Origin of the sequence: Butyrivibrio fibrisolvens (genome assembly GCF_023206215.1) — a bacterium.
In the GTDB taxonomy this organism is placed as follows: domain Bacteria; phylum Bacillota; class Clostridia; order Lachnospirales; family Lachnospiraceae; genus Butyrivibrio; species Butyrivibrio fibrisolvens_C.
On the sequence record NZ_CP065800.1, the window covers coordinates 350,298 to 371,490 of the forward strand.

Annotated in this window: 21 protein-coding genes; 3 read left to right on the forward strand and 18 right to left on the reverse strand. The window is 40.8% G+C overall.

Annotated elements, in window-relative coordinates:
• Window positions 1-67: 67 nt before the first annotated feature.
• The 4 genes from I7804_RS01410 to mtaB all read right to left on the reverse strand — a co-directional run bounded on the left by I7804_RS01410 (window position 68) and on the right by mtaB (window position 2,605).
• Entirely contained in the window at window positions 68-331 is a 264-nt protein-coding gene (locus tag I7804_RS01410) for a DUF1292 domain-containing protein (protein WP_022755829.1), read from the reverse strand.
• A gap of 33 nt (window positions 332-364) precedes the next feature.
• Complete coding sequence (ruvX, locus tag I7804_RS01415) at window positions 365-808, reverse strand: Holliday junction resolvase RuvX (RefSeq protein WP_022755828.1); 444 nt, start codon at window positions 806-808, stop codon at window positions 365-367.
• A gap of 27 nt (window positions 809-835) precedes the next feature.
• The gene (locus I7804_RS01420; RefSeq protein ID WP_022755827.1) at window positions 836-1,111 is read right to left on the reverse strand and encodes an IreB family regulatory phosphoprotein; all 276 of its coding nucleotides are present in this window, start codon (window positions 1,109-1,111) and stop codon (window positions 836-838) included.
• Window positions 1,112-1,222: 111 nt separating this feature from the next.
• Entirely contained in the window at window positions 1,223-2,605 is a 1,383-nt protein-coding gene (gene mtaB, locus I7804_RS01425) for a tRNA (N(6)-L-threonylcarbamoyladenosine(37)-C(2))-methylthiotransferase MtaB (RefSeq protein ID WP_248404561.1), read from the reverse strand.
• An 86-nt stretch (window positions 2,606-2,691) separates the two neighbouring features.
• Between mtaB and I7804_RS01430 the strand changes: the two genes are divergently transcribed.
• Entirely contained in the window at window positions 2,692-2,922 is a 231-nt protein-coding gene (locus I7804_RS01430; protein WP_022755825.1) for an HPr family phosphocarrier protein, read from the forward strand.
• Between the two features lie 194 nt (window positions 2,923-3,116).
• Here the strand turns inward: I7804_RS01430 and thiI are convergent, their stop codons facing one another.
• From thiI to I7804_RS01455, 5 genes are all read right to left on the reverse strand, one after another.
• Window positions 3,117-4,319: a tRNA uracil 4-sulfurtransferase ThiI gene (gene thiI, locus I7804_RS01435; RefSeq protein ID WP_248404562.1), complete on the reverse strand. Its 1,203-nt coding sequence runs from the start codon at window positions 4,317-4,319 to the stop codon at window positions 3,117-3,119.
• 152 nt (window positions 4,320-4,471) lie between these two features.
• Window positions 4,472-5,632, reverse strand: a complete 1,161-nt coding sequence (locus I7804_RS01440; RefSeq protein WP_022755823.1) for a cysteine desulfurase family protein — start codon at window positions 5,630-5,632, stop codon at window positions 4,472-4,474.
• A 208-nt stretch (window positions 5,633-5,840) separates the two neighbouring features.
• Entirely contained in the window at window positions 5,841-6,593 is a 753-nt protein-coding gene (locus tag I7804_RS01445) for an RsmE family RNA methyltransferase (protein ID WP_248404563.1), read from the reverse strand.
• Between the two features lie 190 nt (window positions 6,594-6,783).
• The gene (locus I7804_RS01450; RefSeq protein WP_022756388.1) at window positions 6,784-7,857 is read right to left on the reverse strand and encodes a 50S ribosomal protein L11 methyltransferase; all 1,074 of its coding nucleotides are present in this window, start codon (window positions 7,855-7,857) and stop codon (window positions 6,784-6,786) included.
• A 288-nt stretch (window positions 7,858-8,145) separates the two neighbouring features.
• Window positions 8,146-9,090: a hypothetical protein gene (locus I7804_RS01455; protein WP_022756236.1), complete on the reverse strand. Its 945-nt coding sequence runs from the start codon at window positions 9,088-9,090 to the stop codon at window positions 8,146-8,148.
• A gap of 146 nt (window positions 9,091-9,236) precedes the next feature.
• Between I7804_RS01455 and I7804_RS01460 the strand changes: the two genes are divergently transcribed.
• Both I7804_RS01460 and I7804_RS01465 read left to right on the forward strand, forming a co-directional pair.
• Window positions 9,237-9,932 (forward strand): LytR/AlgR family response regulator transcription factor, encoded by a 696-nt coding sequence (locus I7804_RS01460; RefSeq protein WP_027203827.1) that lies wholly within the window; start codon window positions 9,237-9,239, stop codon window positions 9,930-9,932.
• 97 nt (window positions 9,933-10,029) lie between these two features.
• Window positions 10,030-11,367 carry a sensor histidine kinase gene (locus I7804_RS01465; protein ID WP_080651772.1) on the forward strand — a complete coding sequence of 446 codons (1,338 nt, stop codon included), beginning with the start codon at window positions 10,030-10,032 and terminating at the stop codon, window positions 11,365-11,367.
• Window positions 11,368-11,424: 57 nt separating this feature from the next.
• Here I7804_RS01465 and dnaJ read toward each other — a convergent pair whose 3' ends face one another.
• From dnaJ to I7804_RS01510, 9 genes are all read right to left on the reverse strand, one after another.
• Window positions 11,425-12,606, reverse strand: a complete 1,182-nt coding sequence (gene dnaJ / locus I7804_RS01470) for a molecular chaperone DnaJ (protein WP_022755277.1) — start codon at window positions 12,604-12,606, stop codon at window positions 11,425-11,427.
• Window positions 12,607-12,720: 114 nt separating this feature from the next.
• Entirely contained in the window at window positions 12,721-14,592 is a 1,872-nt protein-coding gene (gene dnaK / locus I7804_RS01475; RefSeq protein WP_248404564.1) for a molecular chaperone DnaK, read from the reverse strand.
• 129 nt (window positions 14,593-14,721) lie between these two features.
• Entirely contained in the window at window positions 14,722-15,360 is a 639-nt protein-coding gene (gene grpE / locus I7804_RS01480; protein ID WP_248404565.1) for a nucleotide exchange factor GrpE, read from the reverse strand.
• A 39-nt stretch (window positions 15,361-15,399) separates the two neighbouring features.
• Entirely contained in the window at window positions 15,400-16,446 is a 1,047-nt protein-coding gene (gene hrcA / locus I7804_RS01485; RefSeq protein WP_420314857.1) for a heat-inducible transcriptional repressor HrcA, read from the reverse strand.
• 183 nt (window positions 16,447-16,629) lie between these two features.
• A complete protein-coding gene (locus I7804_RS01490) occupies window positions 16,630-17,466 on the reverse strand; it encodes a DUF6465 family protein (RefSeq protein WP_248404567.1) in 837 nt (278 codons plus the stop codon).
• 334 nt (window positions 17,467-17,800) lie between these two features.
• Window positions 17,801-19,039 carry a DUF5711 family protein gene (locus I7804_RS01495; protein WP_110072553.1) on the reverse strand — a complete coding sequence of 413 codons (1,239 nt, stop codon included), beginning with the start codon at window positions 19,037-19,039 and terminating at the stop codon, window positions 17,801-17,803.
• Window positions 19,040-19,134: 95 nt separating this feature from the next.
• The gene (locus I7804_RS01500) at window positions 19,135-20,202 is read right to left on the reverse strand and encodes an aldose epimerase family protein (RefSeq protein WP_248404569.1); all 1,068 of its coding nucleotides are present in this window, start codon (window positions 20,200-20,202) and stop codon (window positions 19,135-19,137) included.
• A complete protein-coding gene (recR, locus tag I7804_RS01505) occupies window positions 20,199-20,798 on the reverse strand; it encodes a recombination mediator RecR (protein WP_248404571.1) in 600 nt (199 codons plus the stop codon). Before recR ends, I7804_RS01500 begins: the two co-directional genes overlap by 4 nt.
• Window positions 20,798-21,148, reverse strand: coding sequence for a YbaB/EbfC family nucleoid-associated protein (locus tag I7804_RS01510; RefSeq protein ID WP_027203832.1), 351 nt, complete (start codon window positions 21,146-21,148; stop codon window positions 20,798-20,800). The genes recR and I7804_RS01510 overlap by 1 nt, the downstream gene beginning before the upstream one ends.
• Window positions 21,149-21,193 lie beyond the last annotated feature (45 nt).

A 21,193-nucleotide genomic window follows, 5' to 3' on the forward strand; every position in this document is an offset into this window, starting at 1 on the left:
ATCCCTGTACTTCTGGACATTCCCCTTTTACGTCCTGTAATATATATGAATTAAAGTATGCCTCTGATCATAAATCGAGTTCTATACCATCTTCATCAAGTAATTTTACAAAAATCTGCCCTACGGCACGAAGTTCCTGATCGCTGTCTACAATACTGTAAAGACCGTCAGCATCTTCGCTTTCAGAATCGTCACGAAGAATAAAGGCCTCTCCGTCGCCCTCTTTAGAATCAGTTACAAGAAGGTATGTCTTACCTGCTACAACTGTCTGTTCAAGCGCGTAAAAGTCCTGTGCACCTTCGCCATCAATGTTTAATGTTATTTTTTCCATATTTGTCTATTTCCGTTTTAATATTATATAAGTTTATGGATTACCGTTCTTGTCCTTATTGACCACGTTATCAAGATAATCCTGAAGTATAAGTTCAGCAGCTATCATATCCACATGGTCTTTGCGGTCGCGCCCTTTAATCCCAAGTTCATCCATGATCTCATCGGCTTCTACAGTTGTAAGCCTCTCATCAAGCATATGAACCGGAAGTCCTGTACGCCTTTCAAGCTTTTCTTTGAACAAAAGAGCCATCTGGGCACGCTCGCCAACTGATGTATCCATATTAACAGGAAGTCCCAATACGATCTGTGTGACGTCATATTCTACTATGAGCTCCTCAATACGTGCAAGAGTCTTTCTGAGTTTATTTTCTTCCTTGCGACGTATTATCTCCTTGGGCTGTGCAGTGCACAAAAGCATATCGCTGATCGCAACTCCAACGGTACGCGAACCATAATCTAGTCCCATATATCTCATAGTACTACAATAAATCCTTCCTGCTTCTTACTTCTTCTGATCCCAGTTATTATTGTGAATATAAGCTGTCAGCATCTCTTCGACAAGCTCATCTCTTTCTACCTTGCTGATCAGACTTCTGGCACCATTATGACTGGTTATATACGTCGGATCACCGGACATTATATAGCCAACGATCTGGTTGACCGGATTATATCCCTTCTCGACCATAGCTTCATAAACAACTTCCAGTATCTTTCCAACTGCAGTTTCCTGAGGTGTCTCTACTTTAAAAAATTGTGTATGTCCAAGATCCTGTGCCATAAGCATCCTTTCTGCACTATAATGTGTGCGCAAAAAACGTATAGATATTATTATTTTAACCTAATGCAAGTTTTCGTGCAACTTACGTTAAAATGATGCCACTATGTCATTTTATTTCAAAAGCATGATATCTTCCGTCAGAAAGCTTTCGCACATTCCCTCAGCAAAAGTTCCCGACAGCTTATCAGCCTCTTCCTTGTCTGTTACCGGTGCAGCAAATCTGACATATCTTTCGGTATGTCCCGTTATATATAATCTGCCATCTATTTCTTCGGTATCTTCCCACAGAACTTTTACTCTGTCACCGATAAAGCTCTCTCTATACTTTCTGGACTGCTCGCTTGTCATCTTCAAAAGCACATCGCTTCTTTCTGATTTCTGTCTGTCTGTCAACTGGTCAGGCATTTTCTCAGCAACAGTACCCTTACGGACAGAATACTTAAACACATGCATCTCATAGAAGTTGACCTTCTCACAGAATGCACGGCTTTCTTCGAACTCAGAAGCTGTCTCTCCAGGGAATCCTACAATTACATCTGTAGTGATAGCCGGTCTGTCATAAACCTCTCTCAAGAGTTCAACACCCTTGTAGTATTCATCCGCGCTGTAATGTCTGTTCATCCTCTTAAGAGTATTTTCACATCCTGACTGTAGTGACAGATGGAAGTGAGGACATATCTTGGGCATTTTGGACAGAGCTGTAGCCATACCAGGTGTAATGATCCTGGGTTCAAGTGAGCCAAGTCTTATTCTCTCAATACCCTTAATAGCATGTATCTTCTTAAGAAGATCAAGAAGCTCGGACCCTTCTCTGTCAAGGCCGTAAGAACTTATATGAATACCTGTTATTACAACCTCTTTAACACCCAGCGCCGCAAGTCCCAGAATTTCTGAAACCACATCGCCCTGCTGCCTTGATCTGATCCTTCCTCTGGCAAAAGGAATAAGACAGTATGAGCAGAACTGATTACATCCATCCTGAATCTTGATATAAGCTCTGGTATGTTCTGTTACATGATCAAGCTTCATTTCTTCATATTCAGTCTTTTCCTTACTACCAACTTTGATAGACGGATCCATCTCCATAGAGACAGTCTTCGGACGGTCATTGACCACAATGCCGGATTGCTGATCAAGGCTATTCTTATTCTCATCAAAATATTTTTTTAATATATTTACAACCTGGTTCTTTTTGTTATTACCGATAGCTATATCAATGCAATCATCCATCTTGACCTTATCTTCATTGGTCTCAACATAGCAGCCTACTGCCACCACCAAAGCACCTGGATTTTCTTTTTTGGCGCGGTGTATCATCTGCCTGCTCTTTCTGTCTGCGATATTAGTTACAGTACAGGTATTGATTATATATATATCAGCAGGCTGATCAAAAGGTTTGATCTCATATCCTGCTTCCTTAAGGTCTTGTTCTATTACATCCAGCTCATAGCTGTTAACCTTGCAACCAAGGTTGTGGAGGGCAACACTTTTCACTAACTAACTCCTTTTTTGAGTGTTTTTGACATTGACTTATCCCATCCTCTCGTTTATCATTAAAAAAAGAAGGAGGTATTTGCGCAATGAAGACAGTTAAAATTTCACTTAATTCTATCGATAAGGTAAAATCTTTCGTTAACGAGATCACAAAATTCGATTATGATTTCGATCTTGTATCAGGAAGATACGTTATCGATGCAAAGTCAATCATGGGCATCTTCTCACTCGATCTTTCTAAACCGATCGATCTGAATATCCATGCAGAAGACGGCGTTGATGAAGTTATCAACGTTTTAAAGCCTTACATGATCTGAGTATCAATGCGCAGATATTGTGTGGGTGATGTAAAGCCTTAGGGCTTTACAATTTGTTTAATAGTTAGTCCAAGGGCTCTGGAGCTTCTCCGGAGCCCTTTTGAATACTACTTTTTATTTGGCGATAAAAAAGACAGGCATCTTTATTATCTATTTGTTATATACTTTTATCTTCAAAAGTATATCTGCTGTTATCAGGCTGTAATCTCAATGATCTCATCTGTATCAATAGCTTTCTTGACCATAGCATCGATCTTATCACGAAGATTACCTTCATGATCTTCGATGATATCAAGCCTTGGTTTAGTAACAGGGTGCTTAGCTACAAATATAGTACAGCAGTCTTCATAAGGCTGGATAGAAGTCTCATAAGCATCGATCTTCAAGGATATATCTACAATATCCTGCTTATCAAAAGCGATAACCGGTCTGTAAACAGGCATGGATTCTACAACTGCATTGGTGCACAGAAGTGACTGCATAGTCTGTGAAGCAACCTGTCCTATTGATTCACCTGTTATAAGACCCATACAATCTGACTTCTTGGCAAGAATCTCAGCTATACGCATCATATATCTTCTCATGATGATAGTAAGCTCATCATGCGGACATCTGTCATATATATACATCTGAATCTCTGTAAAGTTAATGACATGGAGCTTAACCTTACCTGTATACTTGGCAATTACTCTGGCAAGATCTTCTACTTTCTGTTTTGCTCTTTCTGAAGTATACGGAGGAGCATTGAAATATACAGCTTCAATCTCAACACCGCGCTTAGCGATCATATAACCTGCAACAGGGCTGTCGATTCCACCTGACAGAAGGAGCATAGCTCTTCCTGCAGTACCAAGCGGCATTCCTCCCGGTCCCGGGATAACTTCAGAATAGATATTGATCTTCTCTCTAAGCTCTACGTGAAGAAGGATATCCGGCTTATGAACATCAACCGTAAAGTCAGGATGAGCCTCAAGTATAGCTGCACCAAGATCTCTACCAAGTTCCATGGAATCAAGAGGATATGACTTATCAACTCTGCGTGCCTGAACCTTAAAAGATTTGTGCTTATCAGGATATACATCTCCCATAAAACCTGCCACAAGCTCTGCAAGCTTTTTAGGATCAGGAAGCTTACCATCCTCATCTCTTTCTACAGTAACTGCAGGACATATTCCGGACAATCCAAATACAGTCTGAAGAGCCTTTACAGTCTCATCAAAGTCATAATCCTTAGCTTCTACATATATACGACCAGCTGTTCTTGTTACATAAAATTCACCTGTGCATTTTGAAAGCACACGATTGATCTGACGCATAAGAGCATCTTCAAATACATAACGGTTCTTACCTTTTAAGCCGATCTCGGCATATTTTAATATAAATGCGTGATACTGCATCTTAACCTCTTTCTTTTATCCTAACTAAAAGTTTTATCGCCTTTTGACACTTTATTCCAAAAGACTTAATTACACTATTATTCTCTATTTAAACAGTTCATAAAAATCCGATACCGTTTACATTTTTCCAGGCAAAAAACAAAAGCCTACCCTTATTGACGAGAATATCTCCTAAGCATAGGAACAATTTCTTCTAAAGCATTAATCGTATGATCTATCTCATCCTTGTTTGTAAATACCGACATACTAAAGCGAAGAGTAGAATCCAGAAGATCTGTATCAAGTCCTATAGACTTAAGTGTGTCGCTTACATGAGGGCGATTGGTGGAGCAGGCGCTACCTGCAGATACGTATATATCCTTGTCTTCGAGCGCGTGTAACAACACCTCTGCTCTTACTCCCTTAAAGCTCAAACTTATGATATGCGGAGCGCAGTCTTCGTCTGTCTTACCATTAACAGTAACATCAGGAAGCTTATTCATGACATTTTCTATAAAATAGCTTTTGAGACCTCGCATATCAGATACATGCTCATCAAGGTTTTCATATATCTCCTGTGCTGCTCTTCCAAGTCCGGCTATTCCAGGCACATTCTCAGTTCCTGAACGCATACCCTGCTGCTGACCACCGCCATAGTTTATAGGCACGATCCTGACACCGTTTCTGACATACAGAAAACCTGTTCCCTTAGGTCCATGTATCTTGTGTCCACTGACAGACATAAGATCTATACCCATCTTAGACGGATTTATATGAAACTTGCCATATCCCTGTACTGCATCTACATGAAAATAAGTCTTGGGATTAGCGGCCTTTATGATCTTGCCACATTCTTCGATAGGCATAAGGGCACCGATCTCATTATTAACAAGCATGATACTAACCAAAATAGTATCAGGTCTTATCGCATTCTTAAGATCCTCAGGTGATACCTGACCATTCTTATCAACAGGAAGATATGTAACTTCAAAGCCCTGCTTCTCAAGATATCTCATAGTCTCAAGTATTGCAGGATGTTCAACACAGGAAGTGATAAGGTGTCTTCCAACCTCTTTCTCCTTGGCTCTGGCTGTTCCGATTATAGCCATATTATCGGATTCTGTTCCACCTGATGTAAAAAAGATTTCTTTCTCATTACAATGCAAAGTAGCTGCTATCTGCTTCTTGGCATTCTTAACAATATCCTCAGCAACCTTACCATAATGATGCATACTTGACGGATTACCGTATTGTTTTGTCATTGTATCTGCAACAAGCTGTGCAACATCGTCAAATGCGCGTGTTGTTGCGGAGTTATCAAGATAACACTCCATTTTATTTAATGCTCCAGTCCAAAAAATAATCGCAATATTCTATAATTTAATTACCTTCGAGAGTATAACCAATATAGACTAAAAAGTAAAGTCTGCATTGCAACATGTGCCGCAGACTTTTACTGATACTAATCCTTGTATAGCCCTTTTATAAGAGCCTTACAACTTCAAAACGATAATTATAAATTATCTGTTAACGACTGATATCTTACCTTTGTTCAAGCATATATGAAAGCCATGCCAGTATCGTAAAACCGGCAGTTTCAGTTCTAAGTATACGTCTTCCCATTGTTATGGTTTTCATATCATGAGACAGCGCCTTCTCAATCTCAGCATCATCAAAGCCGCCTTCAGGTCCTATAAATATGGCAACGCTCTGCCCCGGCTCTATTCCCGATATGATACTTCTTGTATCTTCCATACCCTTGGCAAGCTCATAGGGTACAAGCTTTACATCCATATCATCTGCCATCTTAAGAGCTTCTGTATAAGATACAGGTGTATGGACATTAGGGATTATGCTTCTCTTACTTTGCTTAGCAGCAGCTTCTGCGATTCCCTGCCATCTTTGAACTTTAGACTTAGCCTTCTTCTCATCAAGCTTAACGATACATCTTTTCATAGCGACAGGAATGATCTCATATACGCCAAGTTCAACCGCCTTCTGAACGATAAGTTCCATCTTGTCAGCTTTAGGAAGCCCCTGAAAAAGATATATCTTAGACGGAAGCTCAATATCATCTTCTTTGATAAAGCGAAGCTTGCAGATGACTACGCCATCTTCTATCTCTTCTATACCATAGCGGTATTCCTTGCCATCATATACCCTGGTACTTACGGATATCTCTTCGCCTGTTTTCATTCTAAGGACATTGACTATATGATTGTAGTCATCGCCTTCTATCATAAGAGTCTTATCGACTTCGTCTATCTGTTCCTTGTCTACAAAAAAATGATACATAGTTTGTCTTTCCTTAATTTTTTCCCAAAAAATCATGAATAATTACAGTTCTATAATACATCATTATAGCAATATCAAATCACCTAATGCCATCCTTCTATTTTCAAAGGCCAATTTTCATCTCATGATATATCTTAACACTAAAAAGGCCATACCTTAAATGAAGTATGGCCATGTAAAAAACTGTCATTTATGCTTTTCTGGATGTAACAGATACCCAGTCTCCCTGGTGTATCATCTCAATATCTGTAAAGCCTGCTGCTCTGTGGGCAGCTGCAACCTCTTCTCCTTTTTCATTCATGATACCGGATGTGATAAATACTGCACCCTTCTTCATGAACTGACCTATTACAGGAGCAAGCGGTACCAGAACTACAGGAAGGATATTAGCAAGAACAACATCATACTTTTCGTATCCGACCTCATCCTGTACCTTCTTATCATCAATGATATTGCCGATGATAAGCTTAAGGTCCTTATCTGTATATCCGTTAGCTTCAAGGTTTTCTGCTATAGCAGGAATTGCACCCTTATCAAGGTCTGTTCCTACGCAGTGGCCGGCGCCATACATAAGAGCCAGAATTGAAAGTACTCCGCTTCCTGTTCCTACATCAAGAACCTCGCAGCCTGGTGTAATATATTTGCCAAGCTGATGGATGCAAAGCTGTGTGGACTCGTGAAGACCTGTACCAAATGCTGTTCCAGGATCTATATGGAATATCTTATCTGTCTTTTCAAGATCCTCTTTGGATGGTTCTTCCCAGGAAGGAATAATAAGAACATCATCTACGATGAACTTGTGGAAATACTGCTTCCAGTTATTCATCCAATCTATATCTTCAGTAACATCAACAGAGATAGTGCCATCTCCTATATCCATGTACTGACTGATTCCATCAAGTATCTGCCTTATCTCTTTTTGAAGCTGCTCAGGAGTCTTCTTAACCTGCTTACCACCTGCAGCTTCCATCTGATAAGATACATCACCTGTTCCATCAGATGCAGATGTATCCTCGGCATCCTCGTCCGGTATTGTAACTGTCAGAGTATTATCATCTGCAAGCTCTGCAAAGAAATTAAGATAAGCAATTCCATCATCCTCCTGCTCCGGAACAACATCTACGAACATCTGTTCCTTCTCTGCAGCTGTAAGCGGCACCTTATCTTCTATCTGCGCACCTGTAAGGCCTATATCAACCATCTCGCTGATAATGACATCTTCAGCCTCTTCATTTGTGCGAATTCTAAACCTCATCCATTTCATACGTTAAAACCTCATCTAAAACCTGTTACGTGTCATTAAGACCAGTTCTGATCGAGTAGGCTGACTCCTACTCGATTTCGCACACGAACATTCCGCACTTAGTGCTCCATGTTCTTACGACCGGCAAATGAATTTGTATGCAAGCATCCATTCGCTTGCCGGTCTTGTGCAACAAAAAAGCCTTCTTCTCAGCCCATTTTAACGCACAACAAACGATAATGCAAAGTTTGAAGATGTTTGTATATATCAACCTGCCATATTACCGGAATATGGATTATTCATACCGAGTCAACCTGCCATGTTGCCGGGATATGGATTATTCATACCGGCATTACCGATCTCGTTTCCGGCACGCTTGCAAAGTTCCCTGAACTTACCTGAAAGTCTGCTGAGCTTGCCATATAAGTCAAATGATATCACAGTTGTAGGTGCAACCTGCATGTATGAGCTCATCATTCTTACAAGGATATAGCTGTCTATAAATGCATATCTTACAACGCAGCCAACTATGACACCCACAACAAATCCTATAAAAGTAAACCAGCCAAGAGCCTTGAACAATAATACAAATAAATAAACAGGTAATATACTTGCTACTACTGTTCCGATTATCACAATAAGAGATACCTTGGCTGCATCCTTGAGGATTGTCTTCCAGTTCTGAAAATAGATAACTACGCCATCTGCTGCGCTTTTGAATGCACTCTGCTGATTGTTATAGAACGTGTAGCCAAGGCAGCATTCATCTACATATCCAAGTCCGATTCTGATAAGGCTCTTGGCAAATCCCGCTATTATGCTCATTCCGGGAACAAAATCAAGGAAGCTCTCCACCTTGCCTACTGCACTTTGAAGCTGGTTAACAGCCCCGCTTACAAGTCTGTCAAGAACAAAATAAATGTTGCTTGTAGCAAATCTTGACTTAACCATTCTGATTCCATAGTTTACTTCATCTGCAGGTACCTGACCGGTTCTGAAGGTTTCAGCGATTACTGCAACATGTCCTGCTTTAACAAGATATCCAAAATAGGTGTTTATTATGTAGCTTATAAGCAGTGTTCCTGCAAACCAGATTAAAAGTCCGATCATTCCAACTTCTTCACTTTCCATCAGCACGCTTATCCCCATGACTATCGCGAACAGAATGATTGACAAAAGTACCGTAGCCAAACCCATTCCCAGCTTTATCCATGCAAATTTCAGTGTCTTAGTGTATACTTCGTTAGCTTTCATACTCTTCCTCCTTTAGTACATTTATGCATTCATTTTATGCAGATATTTCAATGTATATCCTATTTTTTCGTAAGTGGTTGAAAATCAGGTGCGAACGGTTATAATATTACTGTTTAACTTAGGCTTTTCTTATACAGGGACTAAATATGCGGGTAGCAATACTTGATGACGAACAGATATTCGTCGACAGCTTATACAAATTATTGTGGAAAGAAATGAACTTTGAGCTTTTCACTTATACTGATCCCAATAAGCTTCTTGAGGATTATTCACTTGGCAAAAGATTCGATATTATCTTTTGCGACGTTATCATGGAGCCATTTAACGGAATCGAAGTTGGCAAGAAGATCCGTACCTATGATTCGACCTGCTTCATTATATATCTGACAAGCGACCTTTCTTCCGCTCCCAAAGGCTACGAAGTCAATGCTTTCAGATATCTGATAAAACCTATTGATGAAAAATCTCTGTCAGACACCCTCGAAAGCATCCGGAAAGAAATTCACAGTAAGAAAAAGCGCTTACTTCGTATCGATGCATCATTTGGATCAATGATTCTAAACACTGCTGATATTCTCTATATAGAAGCCAACAACAAGGATACAGCTGTTTATACGGATGATGATTCTATAACTGTCAGAAAGAACCTGACTGATTTTGAAGAAGAACTTTCCGGGCAGCATTTCTGCAGAATACACCGCAGCATTCTTGTTAATCTTGAGAGAATCTCGCAGTATGATTCTTCACACATAACACTTGATAATGGAAACACACTGACTCTTAGCAGGCGCAGATACAAGGACTTTGAATCTGCCTTCAATGCATTTATTTCAGGAGAATAAGTATGAGGTTAAGTTTGAAAGTGTTCCACTTTCAAACCCAAATTGATGACGCGAGCTCCATCAATTTGAACCATTAGTCACTCGCTTTCCTCGCGACATGAGGTTAATTATGAATCTCCATATCATTGATCTTTTTGGCCCTTATGTAATTGCCGCAATTTCAAATGCTATAGCCTGCACTGAACTTATATTGCTCCTCCAGTACTTCTGCGGGGGGCATCTTGATATTTCAGGAAAAAGGCTGTATCTGCTCTTCCCGTCCTATTTTCTCGTTTTATTCATAACTAATATTTTCATCCCAATACCATCACTTTATATGATCATGGTCCTTGCAATGGTATATCTGACTATTCTGGGACTTAGTTCACTTAAGCTTACGGATGTTCTTTTGACCATTCCGACTTTTTTCTTATATACCGTTTTTTCAATAATGCCATCATATATTTTCACGACAGTATTCCCGTATGTGGATGATTCATTTTCCTGCTTTTACCTGACACTGAAACTCTCTGATGTCATTACAGACCTGACTATCATGCTGATTCTTGTGACAATACACATCATTTCCCAAAAGAAAGGACTGGTCTTTCATATTACGTTAAGAGAAATCGCGCTGGCAATGATACTGTTCTGCCTTACAATGCTGATACTGGCGCTGTGTACTATGTTATTCGCAACAAGCGACTATTTGGGATTTGCTGATATATTCTGGAGGTTCTTCCTGCCTATAGCATATGTCAGCTGCATTGTATTCTATATTTACAGTTTGTTTGAAAAAAGAATCCGTCTTGAGAATGAGACGCTTGCAAGAATTCATATGACCTATCTGCAGACTCAGCTGGACGCTATGCAGAACCTCCAGCTGCAAGAAGATGAGATCAGGAAAAAGAGACATGATCTCAAAAAACATATGGCAATAATCGAAACACTGGCTGAAGACGGTAATTACAATGAAATCAAAAAATATACTAAAGATCTTACTGCCAGCCTTCCTGCCGCTCCTGTTCCTATTAGCGGCAATAATATTGCTGATATAATCCTGACCAGCAGAATGGAGATTGCAAACAAAAAGGGCATTACCTTTGGCTATGAAGGATCACTGGCAGGGCTTACCGATATGCCTGCCCCTGATATATGCTCCATTCTTGCCAATGCTCTTGATAATGCGCTGGAAGCCTGTGAAAACATTGAAAATCCTTATATTAATGTCAAGGCAGTCAGAACACGCAACTTCACTACTATTTCCGTAGTCAATCCTGTGCTTGTACAGCGCCATATACGCGGAAATCTTATTTCCACGACCAAAAAGGATAAGGTAAGTCACGGTTATGGTCTTAAGATCATTCAGGAGCTTGCAGGTAAATATCATGGCAAATGCCTCATCTCCTGCAGTAAAGTAGAATTCAGCTTAAGAGTCCAATTACAGAACCCGTGAAGCTATTAATAACAAGAGGGTGCCGCTATTTTATGCGACACCCCTATAAAGTTATCTTTATTTATTCCAGAAGCCTTTTTTCTTCTTTTTGTCTTTGCCGTCCTTGTCATCAGAACCATCCGATGTAAGTCTCTCTGCCTCATTAAGGCTGTCACCTGTAAGTTCATCAAACTTAGTAAGGAGCTCTTTGGCTTCCTTGGAAAGGCGCTCAGGAGTCTTAACAACAAGAGTTACATAGTGGTCTCCTCGTATGTCCTTGTCACGAAGTGACGGAACACCCTTACCTCTAAGTCTTATTCTTGCTCCAGTCTGAGTACCCGGCTTAACATCATATACTACTCTGCCGTCAACAGTGTCGATCACAACAGATCCGCCCAGAGCAGCAACTGCATATGACATATCTACAACTGAGAAGATATCATAATCCTCTCTCTGGAATGTAGGATGACTTGATACCAGAACTTCTACAAGAAGATCACCTCTTGGTCCTCCGTTGATACCGGGCTCACCCTTTTCTCTTATACGAACGCTCTGTCCGTTATCAATACCTGCAGGGATAGTAACCTTAATGGTCTTACGGCTTGTCTTATAACCTGTTCCGCCGCAGTCTGCACATTTATCTTTAATAATCTTGCCTGATCCACCACACTCAGGACATGTCTGAACATTGCGGACGGTTCCAAAAAGCGACTGCTGTGTGAATACAACCTGTCCCTTACCACCGCACTTAGGACACATCTGTGGCGTAGTACCTGGCTTAGCGCCTGTACCTTTACATGTCGGGCAAGGATCTTTCAAATTAAGAGTAAGTTCTTTTTCTGTGCCTGTGATGGATTCCATAAATGTAATCCTTACGCTGGCACGTATATTAGCTCCCTTAGCAGGTCCGGAACGAGCGCCACGACTCCTTCCACCACCAAAGAATTCACCAAATATGTCACCAAATATATCACTAAAATCAGCGCCGGAGAAATCAAATCCGCCACCGTTAAATCCTGCTCCGCCACCTTCAAATGCAGCATGACCGAACTGATCATACTGGCGTCTCTTCTCAGGATCTGAAAGTACAGCATAAGCTTCGGAAGCCTCTTTGAACTTTTCAGCTGCATTAGCATCACCGGGATTCATATCTGGATGATATTTCTTAGCAAGTACCCTGTATGCTTTCTTGATCTCTTCATCCGAGGCACCTTTGCCTACTCCAAGCACTTCATAATAATCGCGTTTCTGATCTGCCATAATACCTTTCCTTAGCGCAAAATACCCACGAGCTGCCATTTAAGCAGCTCGGGGTTAATTTCATTAATAATGATCATCTGATCATCGTATACAAAGTCACCGACCTTATATACCTTATACTTCTCTGTAGTCTCCGTCAACTACATCATCATTGTTCTGAGTCTGGCTGCCTGCTGCGCCACCCATATCAGGTCCAGGACCAGCCTGAGGGCCAGCCTGCTGCTGCATATTCTCATACATCTTTGAGAAGAGCTGCTGAGCATCTGTCATGAGCTTTTCTTTCTGAGTCTTGATCTTGTCGATCTCTTCATCAGTAAGTTCCTTGTCCTTAGTAGCATCAAGTGTAGCTTTAAGATCTGTAAGATCAGCTTCTACAGTTGACTTAGCAGTTGCATCGATCTTGTCGCCTGCATCCTTAAGAGCCTGCTCTGTCTGGAATACGAAGGAATCAGCTTCGTTTCTTGCATCGATGCCTTCCTTACGCTTCTTGTCCTGAGCCTCATATTCCTGAGCCTCTTTGATAGCCTTATCGATATCATCATCAGACATGTTAGTGCCGGATGTGATTGTGATGTGCTGCTCTTTACCTGTACCAAGATCCTTAGCAGATACGTTAACGATACCGTTAGCATCGATATCGAATGTAACTTCGATCTGAGGCATACCTCTTCTTGCCGGAGGGATACCATCAAGACGGAACTGACCAAGTGACTTGTTGTCTCTTGCGAACTGTCTCTCACCCTGAAGTACGTTGATATCAACTGCTGTCTGGTTATCAGCTGCTGTTGAGAAGATCTGGCTCTTCTTGGTAGGAATAGTTGTATTACGCTCGATAAGCTTTGTAGCGATACCACCCATTGTCTCGATAGAAAGTGAAAGTGGAGTTACATCAAGAAGAAGGATATCTCCTGTACCAGCTTCGTTATTAAGCTTACCACCCTGGATACCTGCACCTACTGCTACGCATTCATCAGGGTTAAGGTTCTTGGAAGGCTCCTGACCTGTGAGCTGCTTAACCTTCTCTACTACGCAAGGAACACGTGTAGAACCACCAACAAGGAGGACTTTACCAAGGTCTGCATTTGTAAGACCTGCATCTCTCATAGCATTCTGAACAGGAATAGCTGTTCTCTCTACAAGATCATGGATAAGTTCTTCGAACTTAGCTCTTGTAAGATCCATATCGAAGTGCTTAGGGCCTTCTGCTGTTGCTGTGATGAAAGGAAGGTTGATGTTAGTTGTTGTAGAAGAAGAGAGTTCCTTCTTAGCCTTCTCTGCAGCTTCCTTAAGTCTCTGCATAGCCATCTTATCGCCTGAAAGGTCTACGCCTTCCTTAGCCTTGAACTCTTCTACCATCCAGTCGATGATCCTGTTATCGAAGTCATCACCACCAAGGTGTGTATCACCGTTTGTAGAAAGAACTTCGATGACACCATCACCAATCTCGATAATAGATACATCAAATGTACCACCACCGAGGTCATATACCATGATCTTCTGCTCTTTCTCATTGTCAAGACCATAAGCAAGAGCTGCAGCTGTAGGCTCGTTGATAATACGCTCTACTTCAAGACCTGCGATCTTACCAGCGTTCTTAGTAGCCTGACGCTGAGCATCATTGAAGTATGCAGGAACTGTGATAACTGCCTGTGATACAGACTCTCCAAGGTAGTCCTCAGCATCCTTCTTGAGCTTCTGAAGAATCATAGCAGAGATCTGCTCTGGTGAGTACTTCTTGCCATCGATGTTACGGCCATTGTCTGTACCCATATCTCTCTTGATTGAAGAAATTGTGTGATCTGCATTTGTAACAGCCTGACGCTTAGCAGGTTCACCTACAAGTCTCTCACCATTCTTAGTAAAAGCTACAACTGAAGGAGTTGTTCTAGCACCTTCTGCATTTGCTATAACGGTAGGCTTTCCACCTTCCATGACTGCTACGCAGCTATTTGTAGTACCAAGGTCGATACCAATGATTTTACCCATAGTTAATTTACCTCCATAACTATTTCATCTTATTTTTGATCTATCCCTACTGGGAAATCGGAGATGTGTAAAGCTTTGTGATCATAAATGCCTTCTTGGCAAAAACATCGAAGACAATCTCTATCTCCTCTATTTAGCAACAGCCACCATTGAGTGACGGATAACTGTATCGTGATATGTATAGCCCTTCTGGAGCTCCTGTGCGACAATTCCTTCTTCGTACTCATCGCTCTCTACCTGCATTACTGCGTTGTGGAGATTAGGATCAAACTCTTTGCCAAGAGCTTCTATCGGCTTAACATCCATGTCTTCAAGAGTCTTTAAAAGCTGCTTGTAGATCATGTCAAATCCCTGTACAAGAGAATCATCTTTCTTATCTTCCGGAACTGCTGCAAGACCTCTTTCGAAGTTATCTACAACAGGAAGTATCTTGGTAAGTACATTGCCTGCTCCTGCATCGAACATCTGAGACTTCTCTTTCTCAGTTCTGTTACGGAAGTTCTCGAACTCTGCAAGCTGACGCTTGTACTTGTCTGTCATGTCGTCAAGCTTGTCCTGAAGAGGATTTTTCTTTTTTCCAAAAAGAGATTTCTTGCCCTCTTCCTTGACTTCTTCAGAAGCCTTATCTGTAGTATCTGCATCAGCTGTTTCTTTTGATGCTTCTGCAGTATTTTCGTTCTCAACCGCATCTCCTGATTGAGCTTCGTTTTCTTTAAGAGCTTCTTCTACTTCTTCCTGCTCTTTTTTGATTTCCTTTTCCTGACTCAAGTTGATTCTCCTTTATTACTATTTATTATATGAAAATAGCTAGTCGTTCTTCTTATAAAGATCATCCAGCTGATGCATCATTTCCTTAAGTGTAGATATGACCTTGTCATAGTCCATTCGCTTGGGGCCTATGATACCGACTGTGCCTCTCATACCTTCGGCAAGTTCGTAGGTTGCTGTAACTACGCTGCAATCCTTCATAGTATCTACCGGTGTTTCATTGCCTATATAAACCTGAATCCCGTGTTCCGTAGCACTAAGAGAACTTTCTACAAGACTTGTAAGATCACTCTTTTCTTCAAATGTATTGATAAGTTCACTCGCCTTTTTATTATCTGAAAGTTCGGGATATTTCAGGATATTGTTGGTACCGCTTGTATATATCTCAAGCTCCTCATCGGCTCTTATGGACTCTGCAGCTGCGTCTATCACATGACCTACAATCTCGGAGTGGATACCAGCCTGCGCTTTGAGAGCTGCGATAAGGCCAAGGTTGATATTCTCAACTGATATACCGCTCAGGTTCGTATTCAGGATCATGTTGAGCTTAAGGATTGTCGCATCATCAAGCTCTTCCTCAACCGGTATCATCTTGTTCTTGATAAGATTGCCTTCAAGAACTATGGTAGCCAGAAGATGATCAGCATCCACTCTGCTTATCTGAAGGAATTTGAGCTTGTTCTTGCTCATGGTAGGTGTTGAAACCATGGTCGCATAATTGGTATTGTCCGCAAGCTGTCTTGCAACATGCTTAAGAAGATTCTCAAGCTTCTCTTCCTTATCAAGAAGCATCTCACGCATGCTGTCGACTTCCTTCTCCTTCTGGGCGAGCATATCATCTACATAGATACGATAGCCCTGATCGGATGGTATACGTCCTGCAGAAGTGTGTGGCTGTAATATAAGTCCCATCTCTTCAAGGTCTGCCATCTCATTGCGGATAGTCGCAGATGAAAGGTTCAGATCCGTATACTTGGAAATCGTCCTGCTTCCAACCGGCTCTCCGGTCTCCAGATAATTACGAACGATTGCATTTAGAATTGTTTTCTTACGCTCTGTAAGTTCCAAATGATTACCTCTTCTCATCCGATGTTAGCACTCACTCGACTTGAGTGCTAACATCTTACATACGTTAAATTATCACTTTAAAACTATACTGTCAACCGACTAATAAATAAAAAGTCTAAAGAAAATATAAAGAAGCGCAAATCCTTATAGGATCTACGCTTCTTAAAAAAACAAAAAAGATATGGGGCAATTTAGGACTTGTTACAGATCAAAACTTCCAGTCTCTTCATCTGCAACAAAATATACCTTACCTTCTTCAGGCTTAACATAAAGGTTAAGGTTCTTTACAGATTCAAACTTATCACCAATAACAGCTCTTGCTTTATTATAAAGAACACTCTGCTCTATATCATAATCGCGATACTGTAGTACAAGCTTGACCTCAGGTTCTTTAGTTTTAGCAGCAGTATCCTTTGCAGCAGTGTCTTTAACCACAGTATCTTTTACTGATTCTGCCTTCTTTGCCACTTCCTTCTTGACTTCTTTAGCTTTCTTTACTGTCTCTTGCTTTATATCAGAGATTTTCTTTACAACCTCTTTCTTTGTATTAACTGCCTTCTTAGATGCTACCTTTTTAGAAGCTTCTTTTTTGGGAGTTTCTTTTTTAGAAGCCTCAGTTTTAGGCGCTTCCGTTTTTACAGCTGTAGCTTTTTCTTTTACTTCATCCTTAGCTTCAGCTATCTTCTTTTCTTCTTTTTTAGCTGAAGTTGCATTTTTCACTACATCTTTCTTAACTTCAGATGCTTCTTTCTTAGCCTTGGCTACCTTCTTTTTGGTTTCTTTTTCTACCTTTGCAGCCTTTTCCTTTATCTTCTTATCTTCTTCTGCAGCTTTCTTTGATACAGAAGCTTTAGCCTCTTTAGCCTTTTTTACTGCACCTTTTTCAAGCTTTATAACTTTGATACCAGCTTCTTCCTGCTTTGCCTTTTCCTCTTTGGCAAGTGCTGCTGCCTTCTCACTCTGCTCTATCACTGCAGCCTTTACAATGGATTTTATAGTTGCTGTAGGTCTTACCTGAGTGTCTTTGCTTTCTATCATATTGGAATCCTCCCCATGCACAAGCATGCCTTACAAGTCGCAAGGTCAATTATTAAAAGATGTTTTGGAAAAAAATACAGTGAATCTGTTTGAACTAAAATACTTACGTTTTCGAGTTTATCGCAATTTCGTTACAATGTCAATGATTTGATATCTCCAAATACAAACAAAGAGCCATTTGGGGTAATATATTTTTTGTATATTTGCTATCAAAATAATATATTATACCAAATGACTCTTTTTTATGCTCTTACTATATATGTAAAGATCAGTCTTAGTTCTATATAGTTCTATCTCAGTTCTGTATTAGTTCTATCTCGGTTCTATATTAGTTCTATCTCAGTTCTATCTGATCTATCGAATCAGCTGTCACTATAGTAAATCTGTTCCTGCTAGGTCCAGGGATGATTGCCTTTATACTTTCATCAAACTCCCCTTCAAATCGAAGAGTTCCATCTATTCCATATAACTGCCAGTGCTTGTCATTGTACACAACAAACTGATCATCTGAGAAGAACATATCAGTATAATCAAGATCAAAATACTTCTCCAGAATATCCTTACCTGAAGTATTGTAGACTGTAAGTTTATAAGCTCCCTCTTCTGCTGTTCCGGCGCATATGATGCCTGCGTAGTCTTCGTTGTTATAAACGCTCATGATCTCAGTCTCACCGATCTCATTGACAACAGGGTCATTAGGAACATCCTCACCCTTGTAGAAGACTATACTCTTATCAGATACAGCCATATTAGTACTTGAATCAAGAAACACATCATATGGGATGATAGTATCTTCATACTTGAATGAGCTTACCATGTTATCTGTCTCATTCTGACCTACAGCTCCAAAGTTAAAGAAGGTAACGCCTGTCAGAATAGAACCTCCCGACTCTTTCAGATAACATACTGCCAAAAGCTCAGCATTGGGAGACAAGGACATGCTGGTAGGATATCCACTGTTGGCCATAGTAGCCTTGATAGCTGCAAGTTCCTTGCCCGATGTATCAAAAAGCTTGATCCTTGTTATATCATCATCGTCAAGAATGACCGCAACTACCCCCTGTGATGAAACGCAGAAATCCCTGATAGGAAGATTGGTTCCAAAACTTCCAAGAGTTCCCTGCGAATTGGCAACATAGATAGTATTACCATTATAATCACCAACTGCAACGGTCTCACCGCATATTCTCACCACAGGTGCCTGCATATCATAGGTCATATTCCATAGCGCCCTTCCGTCTGCAGACATACAATTGATACCATCTTTACTGTATCTGATTATATTCTGTCCAAGCGGAAGTACTGTGACACCAGACATGCCGGTAAGAGATGTAGAGCTAAGAACCCTGGATTCCGAATACACCTTGTTGTGCCAGTTCACATATATAAATGCTATTATGGCAACCGCCGCAATCAGCAAAAAAATAGTTCTGTAAAATACTATAAGCCTATGATTTCTTATCTTCTCCTGATAAGAAGGCTCTCTGGAAAAAGATGCACCGGTTTCTTCGTCCGGTGCATCTGCATCTCTAAAATTTCTGCTGTAATCTCTAAAGTTTTTGACTTCAGCCATCAGTCCTCCATATAGAAAAACCTGTAAAAGATCTTTATATTTCTACAAGATAAGTGATGTAGGGATTCAAGTTTTTAACCTATACTTAACACCACTTAGTTAAACTTATAAACTGTAACAGCATCATATGGACGATCAGGTCCATATACAGGACTTGGGAATGAAGGAGTATTGATAGAATTAGGATATGTCTGTGTTTCAAGACAAAATCCATCATACTGACCATACTCATATCCGTCCTTACCAACAATATCCTTAAGGAAATTAGCTGAATAGAACTGGAATCCCGGAAGATTGGTAGATGCATGCATAGTGATTCCTGTTGCAGGATTAGTAACTATAGCAAACTCATGCATACCACCGTCAACATTTCCATCCTCATCAACTGCACCATCGATTATGAAATTATGATCATAACCGTTTGCAAGAGCGATCTGCTCATAATCTGATGCAATATCCTGACCGATAGTCTTAGGAGTTGTAAAATCAAGCGGAGTTCCTTTAACAGCACGCTTCTCACCTGAAGGAATAGAATTCTTGTCCTTAACAGGTGTAAAGTAATGAGAATTGAGCTGAAGCACATGACCGAGAACCTTGCCGCTTCCGCTGCCACCGAGATTGAAATAGGTGTGATTAGTGATATTGATAAGAGTATCAGCATCGCTGTCTGCATGATAATGAAGCTTAAGCTCATTGTCATCAGAAAGTGAAACTTCTACTGTAAATGTACGATTGCCTGGGAATCCAAGCTCGCCATCAGCAGCCTTATAAGTGAATCTTACAAGATTGTCTCCCTCTTCGCTGTCCCATACTGTCTTGTGAAAACCATTGTCTCCATCTGTATGAAGATTGTTTACACCGTTTTCATTAAGTGGAAGATGATATTCCTTGCCTGCAATGGTATACTTACCACCCTCTACACGGTTAGCTGATGGTCCTATAGTAGATCCAAGAGTAGGCTTATTGTCTGTATAGCCTTCAAAATCATCAAATCCAAGAACCACATCGCATCTGTTTCCATCACTGTCCTTAACAAAGACGTTCTGGATGTTGATACCATAATTAAGAACAGTTACTTCCATATCATTTTTATTAGTAATATGGAAAAGATATACAGCCTGTCCCTTTTGTGTCTCCCCAACAAATTCTCTCTTTACGCTCATACTTCCGTCCTTCCCTCTAGTGCGCGTAGTAGCGTCACCTCATCAATATATTCCAGATCCCCTCCAACAGGTACACCGCTCGCAATACGAGTCACTTTGATACCTGTGGGCTTCACCAGTTTACTTACATACATAGCTGTCGTCTCGCCTTCAAGACTCGATCCTGTAGCAAGGATGACCTCATTTACATCCTCTGTCTGAAGACGCTGTAATAGTTCTTTAAGTCTTATATCAGATGGTCCTACGCCAAGCATAGGTGATATTACGCCCTGAAGCACATGATATAGACCATTGTACTTGCCTGTTCTTTCATATGCCGCAAGATCTCTTGAGTTCTCGACAACCATTATTGTTGACTTGTCCCTGCTGTCATTGGAACAGATAGGACACAGATCACCATCTGTAAGTGTGCAACACTTCTTGCAATAGTGAACATTCTCTCTGGCATCATTGATAGCACCTGAGAGCCTTGCAACACGGTCCTTGGGCATATTGATAATATAAAAAGCAAGCCTCTGAGCTGACTTCCCTCCTATTCCGGGGAGAGAAGAAAGCTCTTCTATCAGCTTGTTAACATGGCCACTGTACAGATCCATTAGAATCCAAGTCCTCCAAAGCCGCCAAGTCCGCCTGTCATCTTGCCGAGGACTTCTGCGTTAGCCTTATCAGCTTCGCCCATAGCTTCATTAACTGCAGCAACGATAAGATCCTGGAGCATCTCTACATCATCAGGATCAACCGCTTCCGGAGAAATCTTGATAGACTTGAGCTCTTTGCCACCTGTAACAGTTGCTTCTACAGCACCGCCGCCGGCTTTAGCTGTGAACTCTTTAGTCTCAAGCTCTTTCTGATTCTCTTCCATCTGACGCTGCATACGCTGTGCCTGCTTCATCAGATTATTCATGTTTCCAGGCATTCCGCCAGGAAATCCTCCACGCTTACTCATAAAATAATACCTCCGTAAAATCCATTTTATAAAAAGACATATGAA